At 69.6% G+C, this 19,080-nt stretch carries 5 protein-coding genes; 1 reads left to right on the top strand and 4 read right to left on the bottom strand.

The window, feature by feature from the left end; genetic code table 11:
* Nucleotides 1-43: 43 nt before the first annotated feature.
* The 4 genes from G6N56_RS08000 to G6N56_RS07985 form a co-directional block, all read right to left on the bottom strand.
* Nucleotides 44-1,801, bottom strand: coding sequence for an AMP-binding protein (locus tag G6N56_RS08000; RefSeq protein WP_085258017.1), 1,758 nt, complete (start codon nucleotides 1,799-1,801; stop codon nucleotides 44-46).
* A 49-nt stretch (nucleotides 1,802-1,850) separates the two neighbouring features.
* Nucleotides 1,851-2,987: an acyltransferase PE gene (gene pe, locus G6N56_RS07995; protein WP_085257979.1), complete on the bottom strand. Its 1,137-nt coding sequence runs from the start codon at nucleotides 2,985-2,987 to the stop codon at nucleotides 1,851-1,853.
* Nucleotides 2,988-3,038: 51 nt separating this feature from the next.
* Complete coding sequence (locus G6N56_RS07990; RefSeq protein WP_085258016.1) at nucleotides 3,039-6,038, bottom strand: MMPL/RND family transporter; 3,000 nt, start codon at nucleotides 6,036-6,038, stop codon at nucleotides 3,039-3,041.
* Nucleotides 6,039-6,119: 81 nt separating this feature from the next.
* A complete protein-coding gene (locus tag G6N56_RS07985) occupies nucleotides 6,120-7,541 on the bottom strand; it encodes a condensation domain-containing protein (RefSeq protein ID WP_085257978.1) in 1,422 nt (473 codons plus the stop codon).
* A 422-nt stretch (nucleotides 7,542-7,963) separates the two neighbouring features.
* Between G6N56_RS07985 and G6N56_RS07980 the strand changes: the two genes are divergently transcribed.
* Nucleotides 7,964-19,075 (top strand): type I polyketide synthase, encoded by an 11,112-nt coding sequence (locus tag G6N56_RS07980; RefSeq protein WP_085257977.1) that lies wholly within the window; start codon nucleotides 7,964-7,966, stop codon nucleotides 19,073-19,075.
* The last annotated feature ends 5 nt before the right edge of the window (nucleotides 19,076-19,080 follow it).

Here is a 19,080-nt window from a genome sequence, read left to right as displayed (position 1 = left end):
CCGGCGCACGCGAGCGGGGCGTCCCCGATTTTCGACCAGCGACTCAGGCATCCAACCGGGTGAATTGGTCCCGGTGGTATTGCTCGACGCAGGCGGCGCGCCGAACTTTTCCGCTGGTCGTGGTCGGGATCGACCCGGGCGGCACCAGGACGAGGTCGCCGACATTCAAGCCGTGCGCATTCGAGATCGCCGAGGTGACGTCGCTCTTGACGCGGGTGAGCCAGCGCTTCGCCTCCTCGGTCTCCTCCTGGGATTCGTCGCGCTTCTTGAGCTCGATGACCGTGACGAGCTCCTCGGTGCTGTTGGTCGGTACCGAAATCGCCGCGACCCGGCCGCCGGTGATCTCCTGCACCGTCGCCTCGATGTCCTCGGGATAGTGATTGCGGCCGCGGATGATCAGGAGGTCCTTGATGCGGCCGACGATGAACAGCTCACCTTCGAAGAAGAAACCCAGGTCGCCGGTGCGCAGCCACGGCCCGTCGGGCGTGCCCGGCGCGGGCTCGGTGAGCGTCGCGCCGAAGCAGCGCTGCTCCTCCGGGGACTTGCCCCAGTAGCCGCCGGCGACATTGGGGCCGTGGATCCAGATTTCGCCCACCACCGCCTCCGGGCACTTGCGGCCGGTGTCGCCGTCGACGATCAGCAGCGTGGGCGACTGCGGCACTTTGTATTTGACCAGCGCGGTGCCGGTCCGGGCCGCGGTCCGCCGAACGCGGCCGGCGGCCAGCTCGTCCGGATCGAAGCGCACCGCGCCGGAGCGTTCGCTCCACGTGCCGGCCGCCACGAAGACGGTCGCCTCCGCCAAGCCGTACGAGGGGCGCACCATGTGGTCCCGGAAACCGAAGTGATCGAAGCGGTCGACGAAACGCTGCAAGGTGGCCGGCTCGACGCGCTCGGCGCCGCTGATGATGCCCAGCACGCTGGAAAGGCTGAGCCCGGCCAAGTCCGCGTCGGTCGTCTTGCGCGCGGCCAGGTCGAAGGCGAAGTTCGGCGCCGCCGAGAACGCGTGGGGGTTCTCGGCCAGGGCGCGCATCCATCGGGCCGGCCTTTCCAGGAACGCGACCGGACTCGTCAGCTCGCCGCGATAGCCGCCCAGGATCGGCGCGCACACCCCCAGGACCAGACCCATGTCGTGGTAGAAGGGCAACCACGACACCATCGTGGTGTCGGAGGGAACTTTGACGCCGGAGTCCGCGAAGAAGCTGCGCATCAACTGCTCGAAATTCACCTGCAGGTTGCGGTGCGAGATCATCACCCCGGTGGGCAGCCGGGTTGACCCCGAGCTGTACTGCAGGTAGGCGGTGCTTGGCAAATCACCTGTGCGGACGGGTGTTTCGGCGTCGACGTCCAGATTCAGCGCATCGACTTCGATGATCTTCGGAACCCGGTCCAGGCCCGCCTGGCCGACGTAGTCGGCGATCTCACCGGCCACCGCGGACGTGGTCAGCACGACCGACGGCGACGTGTCGGCAACGACGGCGCTGACCCGCTCGTGCGTCGAGCCGCGGTGCGGCAGGGGGAGCGGAACCGCGATCAGGCCGGCCTGCATCGACCCCAGGAACGCCGTGACGTAATCGAGGGACTGCGGGGCCAGGATCACCGCCCGGTCCCCGATCGACCCGTGCCGGCCCAGCTCGCGCGCCAGGTTTGTTGTGCGCCGCGACAATTGGGACCAGGTGAGGCTTTCGGGGACACCCGCCGGCGCGTTGTCGTAATCGGTGAACGTGAACGCCACGTCGGCGGGCCGCAGGCTGGCGCGGCCGTGCAGCATCGAGAGGATCGATGACTGGGGCGTCGTTTGCATCGGCGTCACACTACGTCCGTACCGGTCCGCCCGATGTGTCGCATCGAGGTCAGTGGTCGGCCTCTCCCGCGCCGTGCGAGAGCACCGACATCGCACCGGCCAGGATCTGCGAGAACGGGTCGGCGCCACCGCCGAACGTCGCCTGGTTGGCCGGGGCGGTCACCTCCGCCGGGTCGAAGCCGTGCACCGGATCGACCTGGACCGGCGCGGTCGCCGGGTCGTCGTTGCGCGCGTAACCGGCGTTGACCCGGGGCATCAGGATGGCGTCGAGCTTGTTCAGCGTGTCCTCCGGGATCCCGATGTAGGCGAGCGGCATGACCAGCGGGAGGTGCTTCTCGGGGACCATGATCGTCGTGTCCTTCGCGCCGCGGGAGTTGATCGTGGTCCGGATGTTCTGCGGCGGCACCATGCTGGAGTTCGTGAACGCCACCGCCGTGTGACCGGTGGCCAGGCCCATGACCGTGTTGGCGAGGGCGAACATGTTGTCCGGCCGGTCGGGGAAGTCCGCGATCGAGTCGTAGGCGGCCACGAACCGGTTGGTGTCGTACTGGCTCTCGTACGGCGGCGGCATCGTGTAGTCGAGCGCGGGCACGACGCTGCCGACCGGGAACATGGCCGAGAGGAAGCTCTGGCCGAAGGCGTGCCGCCCGATCGGGTCGCCGAAGGTGGCGAAGTTCAGCGTGCCCGGCGGGGGAGCTGCCGGGTCACTGGCGAGTCGGGCCTGCTCGCCGTCGACCACGAACCCGCCCTCGGACAGCCCGATCGCCGTGCCCGGCCGACCGGTCTTGATCGCCGCGTCGAGGTTGTTGATCCCGACGTCCACCGACTCGCCGACGCTGGGGCCGTCCAGGCCCAGCCCGGGAAAGAGCTCGTCGAGCCGGCCGATGCCGGGGAAGAGCCGTTCCAACACGTGGCCCTGAACCTGCCCGGCCGGGTAGCGGACGATTTCCCGCTTCTGGCCGGGGAACCACTGGGCGCCCTCCTGGCGGATGTACTCGTCGTACGGGATGCCCAGGACGTGAGCGCCTCCGAGGGCGAACGCGGTCTGGTCTCCCGGCGCCCCCGGAGTCGGCGGACCGCCGATGGGCGTGACGGGCGTGTCGTCGGCCGACGCGGTCCGGAGGCCGAAAAGTCCTGTGGCGCCAACAGCTACCAGCGCCGCGACTCCTGCGAGTAGCTTCTTCATCCCTACCCCTGACCCCTCGCCTCCAAGTTTCACATACGTCATGGGTGCCCGCTAACCGGCCTGCGGTTCGGCGTGGCCGACCGGTGACCGGCGCGCGTCGACCCGGGAGGGCCACCAGTTTGCCCGCCCCACGAGCGCGGCGATCGCCGGAACGGTGACGGTGCGCACGAGGAAGGTGTCCAGCAGGATTCCGATGCCGATCACGAAACCGCCCTGCACGACGGTCCCGATGCTGGAGAACAGCAGACCGCACATCGAGGCGGCGAAGATCAGACCCGCCGCGGTGATCACACCGCCGGTCGAACCGAGCGTGCGGATGATGCCGTACCGCATGCTGTGCGGGGATTCGTCACGCATTCGCGAGACCAGCAGCATGTTGTAGTCGGCACCCACCGCGATCAACACCACGAAGGCCAGCGGCGGCACGCTCCAATGCAATTGTTGGCCGAGCAGGAATTGGAACACCAGAACGCCGACCCCCACCGCCGACAGGTACGAAATGATCACGGAGGCAACCAGATACAGGGGCGCGACGATCGCACGCAGCAGCGCGACCAGGGTCAGCAGCACGACGAGCAGGGTCACCGCGATGATGAACCTGATGTCGTGCCGGTAATAGTCGCGGGTGTCTTTCAGGCCGACGGTGAATCCCGCCATCGACACCGTGGCGTCCGACAACGCGGTGTTCGGCTGGGCGCCCCGGGCGGTCGCGCTGATCGCGTTCACCTGATCCATGGCTTCGGTGCTGAACGGGTTCAGCTTGGTCTGAACCAGGTACCGCACCGTGTGGCCGTCCGGCGAGATGAACGCCTTGGCGGCCTTCTGGAACTCCTCCAAATGCAGCAGCTGGGGCGGGATGTTGAACCCGGCCATCGCCGGGTGTGCCGCGTCCCGCTTCAGCGACAACAGGAACGCCGCCGACTCGCTGAGCCCGGCGCCCAGCTGTTTGACCTGGTCGACGAGCTGGGCCACCGCGTCGGCCACCTGTCGGCTGCCGCCGGCGAACCGGTCCGCCCCGCTTTGCAGGCTGTTCAGGTTCGCCTGCAGGCCGCCGGGTTGGTCCATCCCGAGCGAGTGCAGCACGTTGGTGATCTTCGTCAACGCGGCCCGCAGCCGGTCCGTCGACGCCTTGAGGGCCCGCTTGTCCGGGTAGACCTGCAGTTGGTGGGCCAGGTCGTTGATCGCGTCGAGGTCGGCCTGGTCGCGCGACCCGGCCAGCTGCTCGAACGTCCCGCGGGTGGCGCTGCACGACGGGTCGGCGTCGCAGACCGGGTTGCCCTGCAACGCCGCCAGCACCGGGCCGATCCAGGCGAACATGTTCTTGCCCGCCGAGAAGTTCCAGCCCATCGCGTTGCTCAGCGAGTTGACGTGGTCGACGAGTTGGGCCGCGATGTCGACCTCCCGCACCAGGGCGTCGCCGCTGTACTGGTTCTTCGCCGCCGCGAAGGCGTTCTCCAGCTCCTGCACGCTGGCGGCGAGCTGGGTGACCTGGCCGCGCACGTCGCCGAGGCTGTTGGCCAGCGTGCCGGCCCCGTCGACCAGCCGGTTGAGGTCGCCGGTGTGGTCGTTGATGAGGTTGGACCCGCCCGCCAGCAGGGTGCCGATCGCGCCGGCCTGATAGGTGGCCCGGAACTGTTCCGGCACGTTTCCGGTCGGCCGGGTGATCCCGCTGACCGCGGCGACGTTGGGTAGCTGGCTGACCCGGTCCGCCATCTGATCGAGGTCGGCGAGGGCCTGCGGCGTGCGGAGGTCATGCGGGGACTGGACGAGGATGTACTCCGGGATGGACTGGTTGACCGGGAAGTGGCGATCCAGCGCGGCATACCCGAGGGAGCTGGGTGCGGAGGCCTTCAGGGCCTTGCGGTCGTCGTAGTTGTACCGCACCAGCGCCGCGCAGCTGGCCAGAATGATCAGCACCAGCACACTGGCGACCAGATGCAGCCTCGGCCGGCGCACGATCCGAATGCCGGAACGACGCCAGAACCGGGCGGTCAGTTCGCGGCGCGGCTTGATCCAGCCACGCGGCCCGGCGAGCACGACGATCGCCGGCAGCAGCGTCATCGCGGCGAGAAATGCGACGCCGATGCCGATCGCCGACGACACGCCCACCGTCTTGAACACGCCCATCCGGGCGAAGCTGATGAGCAGAAACGTGATGCCCACGGTGCTGGCGGAGGCGGTGATCACTTTCCCGATCGAGACCATCGCCCGCTTGACGGCCTGGTCGAAATCCTCGCCCGACCGCAGATAGTCGTGATAGCGGCTGATGAGGAAGACCGCGTAGTCGGTGCCGGCGCCCGCCATGATCGCGCTCAGGAAGACGATGGACTGGTTCGAGACGCCCGAGCCGGTCAATTGGGAATAGCCGGCTACCAGCGCCTGCGCGATGACCAGGGACAGCCCGATCGTGATCAGCGGCAGCAGCATGGTGATGGCGCTGCGGTACACCACGAGCAGCACGATGAGCACCAGGACGGCGATCGCCAGCTCGATCGGGAGCCGGTCCTTGTCGCCCGCGACGGTGAGGTCGGCGACGGTTGCCGCGGGCCCGGTGAGGTTTGCGGTCAGGGGCGTTCCGGCGACAGTGCGCTTGACGATGTCGCCGATCTGTTTGAAGGCGGCGTACGCCCGTGGCGTGCCCAACTCGCCGGCGACGCCGACCGGCAGCACCCAGGCCTTGTGGTCCGCACTGGTCAGGATGGGACGCAGGGGCGGTGTGCTGAGGAAGTCTTGCAACATCACGACGTCGCGCGTGTCCCGGCGCAGTGCGTCCACGAGTTTGCGATAACCGGCTTCGTCGGCGGCGCCCAGCCCCTTGTCGTCGGTCAGGACCACCAGCAGGAGGTCTTCGGAGCCCGACTCGTGGAACGCCTCGGTCATCTTCCGGGCGGTGACGCTCGACGGCGCGTCGCTGGGCAGGATGCCCAGGGGGTGCTTCTGGGCCATCGCGTTGAGGGACGGGAACGTCAGTGGCAGGGCGACGGCGATCGCGAGCCACACCCCGATCACCACCCACGGCCACCGCACCACGAAATCGGCTAACCGCCGCATGTCGCCTTCACCCCCGGGCCACACCAGGCCGGCCCGCGGTTTCGCAACCGCAGTCGTTCAAGAGCCATCGCACTACCCTCGCTAAGCAACGCGTCCCCAGTGCCCGCTCTGCGCGACCCGCACGCATACGGACTTCATCGCCTCCATGTATCGGACGACCGATTTCTGGGCGATCGGGTTGTCGGGGAACATGATCGCCATCGCGGTGCCCTCGCCGTACCGGAAGATGTAGACGGTCAGCTGATACGAGAACCGGCCGTCCGAGTAGATCCCGATGTTGTTGGCGTAACCCATCTCGGCGGCGGCCAGGACGGCGTTGAGCGGGGCGGCGCCGCCGTGCAGGAAGTTGGTCACCGGAAAATTCGGCTGCGGCCAGCTCAGCCACGGAGCGAGCTCCAGCACGCGGTAGTACGGCACCTTCGCCAGGTGCAGGCCCGAATCGAACGAGGACTGCGCCGCCCACGCGGCGTCGCCGAACGAGGCCGCGGCGATCGGGACGGTGACCGGGACCAGGCCGGTGAACCAGCCCTGCGTCATGAAGTTGTCCGTGGTCCTGCGGGTGTCCCTGGGAGTCAGCCCGTAATACGTGGGAGCACCCGTGAACTCGTGCTCCACCAGGGCGAGGCACGCGAACAGGCCGCCGACGAAGCGCGCGCCGACCGCCGTGCACGCGGCCTCGAACCGCTCCGTCTGCGCCGAGTCCAACAGCAGTTCGGACACCATGTCGCTATCGCTCGGCTCCAACGGGTTACCCAGCGGCAGCGGGAATTCGGGGAAGCCGCCGTTGTTGTTTTCGGCAAAGTCAATCCACTGGCGCACCTGCGGTGAGTCCACGGTCAGCGTGGACGTGTACTGGCGCTCGCGGGCGCAGAAATCGTCGAAGCTGCCGGCGTCCGGCAGCGCCAGGGGCTCACCGCCCCCGCTCAGCGCCGCATACATCCCGTTGGCTTCGAGCATCGTGGTGCCGATCAGCGTCGCGTCCCCGTGGACGTGATCCATGGCGGCAAAGAACGTGAAGTGACCATCGCCTTGGACGATGCCGAAGGTAAAGCAGCCCCACTCCAGCGGATTCGGTATGCCCACGACGTGGGCGCGAATCTCGTCGACGGTCATCGTGCCGTGCTCGACGGGCGCGAATTCGATGTCGGCGGGGTCGGTGAGGGTATGCCGGACGAACTCTCCGTTGCCGACGTGGTCGAACCAACTGCGGAAGGTGTCATGCCGACGCAGGTAGGCATTGAGGGCGCGATCCATGGCGGCGACGTCGCATCGGCCGGGAACCTCACAGGTGGCGATGATCTGCCGGGAGAAGTCCAGTCCCGCCGAGGTCCGCTCGTGGTAGTTGCGCAGATGCTGGCCCTGCATGTAGCTCACCGGGACGGAACTGACCGGCGCATGGCGGGCCTTTTCCCGGGCCGTGGCCGTCGGCTGCCACGAGATGACCGATCCGGGCTTCGGCGAGTAATCGCCGAGTGAGCCGATCGTGATCTTCCCAATGCGCAAGCTCTTCTCCTCCGGACGGCTTTTCTGCTCTGATGGCTTTTCCTGTGTGGATGGCTAGCCCGGCCCCCACCGGCAGCGACACCAAGATAACCTCCCGGGCCACCGACCGAGCCCACATGCGCCGATATGCATAGGACCGCACACCGCTCGCCACGCCCGGTGGGACCTGCGCGATGCGCCCCTCGAAGCACGCGCGCTGTCATACTTGCCATCGGAGGTGATTCAGCTGCGGCAACCGGTCCGGCATGTGTACATTCGCCACGACGGTCGCTGGAGCCAGTGCACGGGGGGGATTTCCACCAGGTCTGGTCCTGCGTGTGCGCGCTGGTGAGCGGCTCAACTGGTGGTTCGGAGCAACCACGGCCCCGGCGCCGCAAAGGTGCGGGCAAAAATCTTCCGGGCGGAACAGGAAGGACAACCGCATGACATCCGTCGAGAACCCGATGGAACGGGCGTTGGGTTCGGGGGGCTTTGCGATCGTCGGTTACGCGGCGCGTTTCCCTGGTGCCGCGGACGCGGACGAGTTCTGGCAGGTGCTGGCCGAAGGCCGGGACGCGGTTTCCGAGGTGCCCCAGGACCGGTGGGATGTCGACGAATTCTTCGACCCGGACCCCGACGCGCCCGGCAAGGTCGTGACCCGTCGGGCGGGCTTTGTCGACGACGTGACCGGGTTCGACGCGCCGTTCTTCGGCATGTCGGCGCGTGAGGTCAGGCTGATGGACCCGCAGCATCGGCTGCTGCTGGAGACAGCGTGGCGGGCGGTGGAGCATTCGGGTACCGCGCCAACGTCTTTGGCGAACACCAACACCGGGGTCTTCATCGGTTTGGCCACCCACGACTACCTCGGGATGGCCTCCGACGAGCTGACGTATCCCGAGATCGAGGCCTATATGGCGATCGGGACGTCCAACGCCGCCGCCGCGGGGCGGATCAGCTACCGGTTGGGGCTGCAGGGGCCCTCGGTCGCCGTCGACACGGCGTGCAGCTCGTCGTTGGTGGCGATCCACCAGGCGTGCCAGGCGCTGCGCTTGGGCGAATGCGACCTCGCGCTCGCCGGCGGCGCCAACGTCCTGCTCACGCCGGCGACGATGATCACGTTCTCCCATGCGCACATGCTCGCGCCCGACGGCCGGTGCAAGACGTTCGACGCGGCCGCCGACGGCTACGTGCGGGGTGAGGGTTGCGGCGTCATCGTCGTGAAGCGGCTCGAGGACGCGATCCGCGACGGCGACCGGATCCGGGCCGTGATCCGCGGCAGCGCCATCAACCAGGACGGCGCATCGGGCGGGCTGACGGTGCCGAATGGCGTTGCCCAGCAACGGGTTATCGCCGAAGCACTGAAACGCGCCGGCATCGCACCCAGCGACGTCGGGTACCTGGAGGCGCACGGCACCGGGACGTCGCTGGGCGATCCGATCGAGGCGCAGGCCGCGGGTGCGGCGCTCGGTGCGGGGCGCGAGCCGGACCGGCCGCTGTTGATGGGCTCGGTGAAGACGAACATCGGCCACCTCGAAGCGGCCGCGGGGATCGCCGGCGTGATCAAGGTGATCCTGTCGCTCGAGCACGAGCTGCTGCCGCAGCACCTGCACTTCCGGAATCCGTCACCGCACATCCCGTGGGACCAGCTTCCCGTGCAGGTCGTCCAGGAGCCCACCGCCTGGGAACGCGACGGTCGCCCGCGCATCGCGGGCGTCAGCTCGTTCGGGTTCGCCGGGACCAACGCGCACGTCATCATCTCCGAAGCGCCCATCGAGCTGGCGGGCCGGCAAGCGCCGGCGCCCGTTCCGTTCGACCGGCCCGCGGACCGCGGGTTCAGCGTGCTTCCGCTGTCGGCGCGCACCCCGGACGCGTTGGTTCAGGTCGCCGACCAGTACCGCCGCTGGTTGCGCGCGCACCCGGAGGCCACGCTGGCCGACCTGTGCTTCACCGCCGGCGTCGGGCGGGCGCACTTCGAGCATCGGGCCGCGATGGTGGTCAATTCGAAGGAATCGGCCAGCGAGTTGCTCGGTGCGCTGGCGGACGACCGCCCGGCGCCCGGCCTGGTGCGCGGGGTGTCCGACGACAAGCCGAAGACGGCGTGGCTGTTCACCGGACAGGGCAGCCAGTACGCGGGCATGGCGCGCGAGTTGTTCGACACCGAGCCGGTCTTCGCCGATACGCTGCGCCGCTGCGCGGCGGTGGTCGCAGACGTGCTCGAAAAGCCGCTGCTGGACATAATTTTCGATGCGGATGGCCCGGACAGCGGGGAGCTGCTGCGGCAGACCTCCTACGCCCAGCCCGCCCTGTTCGCGGTGGAGATGGGTCTGGCCCGCCTCTGGCAGTCGTGGGGCTTCGAACCGGACGTCGTGCTGGGACACAGCGTCGGTCAGTACGCGGCGGCCTGCGTCGCCGGCGTCCTCACCCTCGAGGACGGCGCGCTGCTGATGGCCGAGCGCGGCCGCCTCTTCGGCAGCCTGCCGCCCGGCGGGCGGATGGTGGCGGTATTCGCCGCCGCCGAGCGCGTCGAACGTCTCACCGACGAGTTCCCCAGCTTGTCGGTCGCCGCCTATAACGGCGCCAACACCGTGCTGTCGGGACCCGAGCAGGACCTGGACCGGGCGCTGGCCGGCTTGGTCGCCGACGGGATCCGCTGCGACGGGCTGGACACCAGCCACGCCTTCCACTCGGCGCTGCTGGACCCCATCCTCGACGACTTCGAGTCATACGCGGACCGGTTCGATTACGCCGCACCCCAACGGATTCTGGTGTGCAACCGCACCGGCGCCGCGCTCGGCAGGAGCGTGCAGCTCGATGGCGCCTACTGGCGCCGGCACGCGCGCCAGCCGGTGGAATTCGCCAAGAGCGTGCGCACCCTGGCCGACCTCGGATGCAAGGTGTTGCTCGAGATCGGCCCGCAGCCGGTGCTCACCGCCGCCGCCCTGCGGGCTTGGCCCGACCCCGCGACCGCGCCGCGGGCGATCGCGTCGCTGCGCCGCAACACCGCCGACCACCGCCAGATCACCGAAGCCCTGGCCGACGCGTACGTCCTGGGCCACCTGCCCGACTTCGGGGCCGCCTCCGGGCCCGCCCAGAAGCTCGACCTGCCCACCTATCCCTTCCAACACCGGCAGTACTGGTATCGGGACAACCGGCAACGCCCGACCCAGCACCAGAACGAATCCGCGCGGACCGATGCGGTCCGCCTCCTCGAGGACGGCCGGATCGAGGAACTCGCGGCCCTGCTCGACGGCGCGGACGGCGATGGCCAGACCCGCAAGGTGCTGACGCGCCTTGCCGCGCAGCACAACCTGCAGCGCAAGACGCAGTCGATCGCTGACGCGTGCTACGAAATCCGTTGGGAGAAGGCCACTCCCGCGGCCCCGGCGCCGGACGCCGAAACCGCGGCCTGGCTCGTGGTCGGCGACGACGCCGACGTGGTCCGGCCCCTGGCCGACGCGCTCACCGCGCGCGGGCACCGGCATCAAATCGTCGGCCTGCCGGCGTCCGAGGCGGACGAGGAGCGGTTCGAGGCCACGCTGCGCGCCGCGGTGGCGGACGAACCGGCGCTGCGCATCCTGCACGTCGCGGCCCTCGAATCGATGGGGTCGCTGCCCGGCATGCAACACCGGGTCCTCAGTGGCACTCGGCGAGTCTTCCGCGCGGCCGCCGCGGCCGAGCTGCGCAAGCCCATCTGGATGGTGACCCGCGGCGCGCAGCGCGTCACCGACGCCGACTCCGTGTCACCGGACCAGAGTTGCCTCTGGGGCTTCGGTCGTGCCGCGTCGCTCGAGCATCCGCAGATGTGGGGCGGCCTGGCGGACCTTTCGGGAGGCGCGGAGAACGAAGTCGACGAATGGTCGCGGCTGATCGACCGGCTGGCGGCGGCACCCCGCGACCCGGCGATCGCGGAAGACCAACTCGCGGTGCGTGATCAGGCGGTCTACGTCGCGAGGCTGGCTCGCCGGATCGGGCAGCCGGCCGCGGCTCCCCTGGAATTGCGGTCCGAAGCAACATATTTGGTGACCGGCGGGCTGGGCTCGGTGGGTCTCGAGATCGCCGACTACCTGGCCGCGCACGGCGCGGGGCATCTGGTGCTGACCGGCCGGCGCGCGCCCGATGACGCGGCGCAACAACGCATCGACATGATCCGCGAACAGCGCGGCTGCGAGGTCCGTGTCGTCGCGGCCAACGTCGCTGACGGGCAGGACGTCGAACGACTGCTGGCCACCGTGCGGGCCGAACTGCCCCCCCTCGCGGGCATCGTCCATGCCGCGGGCGAGATCGGCACCACCCCGCTGCGCACGCTCGACGACGCCGAGGTGGACCGGGTGTTCGCCGGTAAGGTCTGGGGTGCTTGGCATTTGAGCGAGGCGGCGGCCGATCTGCAGCTGGACTTCTTCCTGGCCACCTCCTCGATCGCCTCGGTGTGGGGCGGGTTCGGCCAGACCGCCTACGGCGCGGCCAACGCCTTCCTCGACGGCCTGGCCTGGCGGCTGCGCGAGCGGGGCGTGCCTGCGGTGAGCGTCAACTTCGGCCCGTGGTCGGCGGGCATGGCCGACGTGGAATCCCGCGCCCGGCTGAACGAGCGCGGGGTGCGGACGCTGTCCCCCGCCGATGCGCTGGCCGGGCTGGCCGCCGTGATGGCGGCCGCGTCCGCGCAGGGGCCGGCGCAAGGGGTGGTGGCCCGCATCGACTGGGCCCGCTTCCTCCCGCTCTACCAGCAGGCCGGCCGTCGCGCGTTCCTTTCGGAGTTCGAACGCGAGCTGCCGGATTCGGCTCCCGCGCCGGGACCGTCCGGACGCACCCGGCTGGTCGAGCGGCTCACCAACGCCCCGGTGCAGCAGCGGAAGAAGCTGCTGACGGACCACCTGCGCGACGCCGTGGCGGAGGTGACGCGGGTCGACGCCGCCGAGATCCGCGAGGACGCCGGGTTCTTCGACCTCGGCATGGACTCGCTGATGGCCGTCGAGTTGCGGCGCCGCATCGAGCAGGCCGTGGGCAAGGAGGTGCCGGCGACGCTGGCCATGGACCACCCCCGGCTCTCCGACGTGGTCGACTACCTGCTCGCCGACGTGCTCGGCCTGAGCGAGCAGTCGACGGACTCGAGGGCGCGGCTGGCCGCGGCGGTGACGACCCGCACCGACGAGCCGATAGCCATCGTCGCGGTGTCGTGCCGTTTCCCCGGCGCGCCCAACCCCGAGGCGTTCTGGCAGATGTTGGCCGGCGGCGTCGACGCGATCCGGGAGATCCCGGAGGACCGATTCGACATCGACGAGTTCTACGACCCCGACCCGGAGACGCCGGGCAAGATCTACAGCCGCTTCGGCGGATTCCTCGACGAGATCGACGGATTCGACCCAGAGTTCTTCGGCATCTCCCCGCGCGAGGCCGTCTGGATCGATCCGCAGCAGCGGCTGATGCTGGAAACGGTCTGGGAGGGCCTGGAACGTGCCGGGTATTCCCCGGCGTCCTTGCGCGGCAGCCGAAGCGGAGTCTTCGTCGGGGTCGCGGTCAACGAGTACTCGCACCTGTTGTCCGCCGATTCCGTCGAGAAGATCGAGCCGCATTTCATCACCGGCAACGCGCTCAACGCGATCTCGGGCCGGGTCGCCTTCGCGCTCGGGCTGGAAGGGCCGGCGGTTGCGGTCGACACGGCGTGCAGCTCGTCGCTGGTCGCCGTCCATCAGGCGTGCCAGGCGCTGCATTCCGGTGACTGCGATATGGCCTTGGCCGGTGGGGTGAACGTCCTGCTCAGTCCGGTCTCGATCATCGCCGCCTCGCGCGCGCGGATGCTTTCCCCGGTCGGTCGGTGCAAGACCTTCGATGCCTCCGCCGATGGCTACGTGCGCAGTGAGGGTTGCGGAGTCCTGGTCCTCAAACGGCTCAGCGATGCGGTGCGCGACGGCGACCGGGTGTGCGCGGTCATTCCCAGCACCGCGGTCAACCAGGACGGCGCGTCGAGTGGCCTGACCGTGCCCAATGGTGGTGCGCAGCAACGGCTCATCAACACGGCGCTGGCCCGCGCCGGCCTGGTCGGCGGGGACGTCGATTACCTGGAGGCGCACGGCACCGGCACGCCGCTCGGCGACCCGATCGAGGTGCAGGCCGCCGGCGCGGTCTACGGTGTCGCGCGCGACGCGGACCGGCCGCTGCTGATGGGATCGGTGAAGACCAACATCGGCCACCTCGAGTCGGCTTCGGGGGTCGCCGGTCTGATCAAGGTCGTGCTGTCGCTGCAGCACGAGATGCTGCCGCAGAGCCTGCACTTCGAGAAGCCCTCGCCGCACATCCCGTGGGACTCGTTGCCGGTGCGCGTCGTGGACAAGGCGACTCCCTGGGAGCCCAATGGCAAGCCGCGGCGCGCCGGCATCAGTTCGTTCGGTTTCACCGGCACGAACGCGCACGTGCTGATCGAGGAGGCGCCGGTGCAGCCGGCGACCCCCGACGAATACTCCACGGGCGATCTGTCCGACGACGTCCTCGCGACGTCGGAGCTGGCCAACGAGGAAGAGCCCGTCGAGGTGCTGCCGCTCTCGGCGCGGTCGCCGCAGGCGCTCGTCGCTCTGGCGCAGCGATACGGGGAATGGTTGAACGCCAACCCCAAAGTCGACATCGCCGATGTCTGCTTCACGGCCGGGGCCGGACGTTCGCATTTCGAGCACCGAGCCGCGCTGGTCGTGGATTCGGTGGCGAGCGCCCGCGACGCGCTGGCCGAGCTGGCCGAGAACCGCGTACGCCCGGGGCTGGCGCGCGGCGAGTGCACCGACCGGCCCACGACGGCGTGGCTGTTCACCGGGCAGGGCAGCCAATATCCGGGCATGGCGCGCGAGTTGTTCGGCGCCGAGCCGGTTTTCGCCGACACGGTGACGCGCTGCGCCGACGCGGTCAGCGGCATCCTGTCGCGACCGCTGCTGGACGTGCTGTTCGCCACCGACCGCGACACCGGTGGTCAGGCCGGAGAAACGCTGCGGCACACGTCGTTTGCGCAGCCCGCACTGTTCGCCGTCGAGATGGGCCTGGCCAGGCTGTGGCAGTCGTGGGGCGTGCAGCCCGACGTGGTGCTGGGGCACAGCGTGGGCCAGTACGCGGCGGCGTGCGTGGCCGGGGTCTTCAGCCTTGAGGACGGTGCCCGGCTGATCGCCGAGCGCGGCCGGCTGTTCGGCAGCCTGCCCGACGGCGGCCGGATGGTGGCGGTGTTCGCCGACGCGAAGTACGTCGAGGAGATCGCGGGCGAGTCCCCCCGCGTATCGGTTGCCGCCTACAACGGCCCCAACACGGTGCTGTCGGGTCCCGGCGAGGATCTCGAGCAGATCGTCGCAGGGTGCGGCAACGACGGAATCCGCTGCAGCTGGCTGGAGACCAGCCACGCCTTCCATTCGGAGCTGTTGGAGCCGGTGCTCGACGAATTCGAGTCGTACGCGGGGCGGTTGGAGTACGGGGTGCCGACGTTGCCGCTGGTGTGCAACCGCACCGGCGCGGTGCTCACCGCGGAAACCCCGCTGGACGCCCAGTATTGGCGGCGGCATTCCCGCCAGCCGGTGCAGTTCGCCGAGAGCGTGCGCACCGTGGCGGCGCTGGGCTGCTCGGTGCTGATGGAGATCGGTCCTCAACCGGTGCTGACCGGTGCCGCGGTGCAGGTGTGGCCCGACCATCTGGCCTCGCCGCGCGCGATCGTCTCCCTGCGCAAGGGCATCGGCGACCGCCGCCAGATCGCCGAGGCGGTCGCCGGCGCCTACGTCAGCGGCCACCGCCCGAATTTCGCTGCACTGCAACGGTACCCGCGCCGCAAGCTCGAACTGCCCACCTATCCGTTCCAGCGCCGGCGCTTCTGGCCGAAGACCTCCGGGACCAGCGGCATCGCCGGCATCGACGGACCGGGCGCGGGGGCGTCCGGAATCGTCGGCAGTGCAAAGGATCTCGCATCCGGCGACTCCGTCTACACCAGTCGGCTGTCGGTCAAGTCGCAGCCCTGGCTGTCCGACCACGTCATCTACGGCACCGTCGTCGTCCCGGGGGCGACGTACGCGGCGATGGCGCTGGCCGCCGTCGGGACGCCCGCCCGGGTGCGAGACGTCTTCTTCTATGAGCCGATAATCCTGCCCGAGAAGGCTTCTCGCGAGGTGCAGCTGACTCTGCATCCGCTGGACGACGGTCCGCAGGACGCGGCGAGCTGGAGCTTCCAGGTGCACAGCCGTCCCTACGGCGTCCGCGACTCCGACTGGTCGCTGAACGCCGACGGCAAGGTCGTCACCGGCGTCGAGGACGAGCCGGCACCCGATTCGTCGGACGACCCCGTCGACGTGGCGATCGAGGGGATGGAACGCACCCGTCCGCAGCAGCTGTTCGAGACCTTCGCGGACATGGAGCTGGCCTGGGGGCCGGCCTGGTCGAATTCGCTCAAGTCGCTGTGGGTCGGCGAGGGTGAGGCGATCGGAGACGTCAGCGTCGGGGAGGAGCTCGCCGAACACCTCGGCGCCGAGCCGATCCACCCCGTGCTGCTCGACCTGTGCACCGGCGTCGCCTTTCCCGCGTTCCCGGCGCTGCTCGCGGCCGAACAGGGCGTGAACGACCTGTTCCTGCCGTTGCGGTACGGCCAGGTGGAGCTGCGGGAGAAGATGCCCCGGCGATTCTACTGCCGCGCGAGGTGGCACACCAGCGGCCTCGACAGCGAGACCCAGGTCTTCGACCTCGACTTCGTCGATCGAGACGGCCGCCGCCTGGGCGGGATTCGCGAGTTCACCGTCAAACGCGCGCCCCGCGAGGCCTTGCTGCGCGGGCTCGGCGGCGACACCACCCGGCTGCTGTACACGCTGGGCTGGCACGAGGTGCCGCTCCCGGCCGACCCACCCGGAAACGCAGCGGGCACCTGGCTGGTTGCCGGATTCGACGAACTGGCGGCCCAGCTGCCGGGCTCGATCTCGTTCGACCGGACCACGGATCCGGAGCCGGTGGGGAAGCTCTTGGCGCAGGCCAAGGAACGCGGCATGCCGTTCGCCGGGATCGTCTGGCGCGCCGGCGCACCGGGCGCGGACGAATCCGGCGCCGAGGGCGCGGCGCGGCTGGAGGCCGAAATCGCCCAGTTGCTGAGCGCCGTGCACGCGCTGCAGGCCGACGACTCGATGAAACTGCCCAACGGGCTGTGGATCATCACCGAACGGGCGGTCGCCACGGAATCCGGCGAGCCCGTCGACCCGGTGCAGGCCGCGCTGTGGGGACTCGGGCGCACCATCGTCAACGAGGAGCCGGCCCTGCGTTGCAGGCTGGTCGACCACGACGGGTCGGAGCAGGCCGTGCGCTCGCTGGCCGGACTGCTCGGCGCGCCGATCGGCGAGCCCGAACTCGCACTGCGGCAGGGGAAGTTCTTCGCCTCCCGATTGCTGCAGTGGTCGCGCAGCGGCCATCTCGCGGTGCCGCGGGCGACCGACTACGTGCTGGCGCCCACGGAACGCGGCGCGATCGACAACCTCCGCCTGACCGAGGCCGACGTGCCGCCGCCGGACGACGGCTACGTGGAGGTCCGGGTCGAGGCCGCCGGGCTGAACTTCCGCGACGTCCTCAACGTGCTCGGCCTCTACCCGGGCGACCCCGGCCCGATCGGCGGCGACTTCGCCGGCACCGTCACCCAGCTGGGTGACGGGGTCACCGGGCTCGAGGTCGGCCAGCGCGTCTACGGTTTCATGCAGGGCGCATTCGCCAGCCGGTTCAATGTGCCGGCGCAACTGCTGGCGCCGATTCCCGCCCGGGTGAGCGCGGTGGACGCGGCGACCATCCCGGCGGCCGCGCTGACGGCCCGGCTCGCGTTCGACTGGGCGCAGCTGAAGCCGGGGGACCGGGTGCTCATCCACGCCGCCAGCGGCGGCGTGGGGCTGGCCGCCATCCAGATGGCCCAGCAGCACGGTGCGGTCGTCTTCGCCACCGCCAGCGCCTACAAGCGCGCGACGTTGCGCAAGCTGGGTGTGGAATACGTCTACGACTCGCGCAGTACGGATTTCGCCGACCAGATCCTCGCCGACACCGACGGTGCCGGGGTCGACGTGGTACTCAACAGCCTGACCAACGAGGGCTTCATCGAAGCGACCGTGCGGGCCACCGCCCAGAACGGCCGCTTCGCCGAGATCGCCAAGCGAGACATTTGGACTCCGGAACAGATGGCGGCGGCCCGTCCCGACATCGCCTACGAAATCGTCGCGCTGGACACGGTCACCTTCCAGGAGCCCGAACGCATCCGCACCCTGCTGAGCGAGGTTTCGGATGGGCTGGCCCGTGGCGAGTGGACGCCGTTGCCCGCCGAGATCTATCCGCTCACGGAGGCCAAGACGGCGTTTCGGAGGATGCAGCAGGCCCGGCATATCGGCAAGATCGTGCTGCAGATGCCGAGCCCGCTGCAGCCGCGCGGCGATCGCAGCTACCTGATCACCGGTGGACTGGGCGCGATCGGCCTGCACACGGCGGCCTACCTGGCCCAACTCGGCGCCGGCGACATCGTGTTGACCAGCCGGCGCACGCCGGACGCCGACGCGCAACGGGCGATAGACGACATCACCGAGCGCTACCGGTGCCGCATCCACACGTTCGCCGCCGACGTGGGCGACGAGGCCCAGGTCGAGAAGCTGCTGACGCGGATCCGCGTGGAGTTGCCGCCGCTGGCCGGGGTGGCCCATCTGGCGGGCGTGCTCGACGACGCGCTCCTGTCCCAGCAGAACGTGGAGCGTTTCCGGGCGACGCTGGCGCCCAAGGCGTTCGGCGCCTGCCACCTGGACCGGTTGACCAAGGACGACGCACTGGACTTCTTCGTCGTGTCCTCGTCGGTGTCCAGCCTGTTCGGTTCACCCGGGCAGGCCAACTATTCGACGGCCAATGCGCTGCTCGATGGGCTGGTCGCGGCGCGCAAGGCGAGGGGCCTGCCGGCGACCGGCGTCAACTTCGGTCCTTGGGCCAAGGGCGGCATGGCGTCGTCGGAGGCCGCGCGCGCGAATATCGGTGCGCAGGGGCTGGTTCCGCTGGAGCCCTCGGCCGCCCTCGGTGCGCTTGCCGAGGTGATCGCCAACGGCACCGCGCAGGCCACCGTCATCAAGGCAAACTGGCAGCGTGCCGCGAAGGTGCTGGGCACCTCCCGCCCACCGATTCTCGACCTCGTGTTGCCGAGCGCGGTGGGGGAGACCACCGGTGACAGCGAGATGCTCCGGCAACTCCAGGAGATCCCGGTGGCGCAGCGCGCAGGCTTCATCACCGAATTCCTGCAGCGGGAAGTGCAGCATTTCCTCCGGCTTGCGCAACCGCCGGCGGCAACCAGTCGGTTCCTGGACCTGGGCACGGATTCGCTGATGGCGGTCGAACTCCGCAACCGGCTGCACAGCCAGTTCGGTGGCGCGTTCACGCTCAACGCCACCGCGGTGTTCGACTATCCGACCATCGGCGGGCTCGCCGAGTACCTGGCCGGTCAGATGCCGGAGCCGGAGGACGCGGCCTCGGTGCCGGTATCAGAGCCGGCGCCGGAGCCGGGCCCGGACGACGCGGCGCCGGGGCCGGAAGCCGAAGTGCCGGAACCGAACTGACGCCC

The organism is Mycobacterium saskatchewanense (assembly GCF_010729105.1).
Lineage (GTDB): Bacteria > Actinomycetota > Actinomycetes > Mycobacteriales > Mycobacteriaceae > Mycobacterium > Mycobacterium saskatchewanense.
The sequence above is the reverse complement of the archived record's forward strand: the minus strand, read 5'-3'. Positions and strand labels throughout refer to the sequence as shown.

What these genes read in the sequence shown, in the direction of transcription:
- G6N56_RS08000 (WP_085258017.1), bottom strand. Translation starts at nt 1,801, where the DNA reads ATGCAAACGACGCCCCAGTCATCGATCCTCTCGATGCTGCACGGCCGC.
- pe (WP_085257979.1), bottom strand. Translation starts at nt 2,987, where the DNA reads ATGAAGAAGCTACTCGCAGGAGTCGCGGCGCTGGTAGCTGTTGGCGCC.
- G6N56_RS07990 (WP_085258016.1), bottom strand. Translation starts at nt 6,038, where the DNA reads ATGCGGCGGTTAGCCGATTTCGTGGTGCGGTGGCCGTGGGTGGTGATC.
- G6N56_RS07980 (WP_085257977.1), top strand. Translation starts at nt 7,964, where the DNA reads ATGACATCCGTCGAGAACCCGATGGAACGGGCGTTGGGTTCGGGGGGC.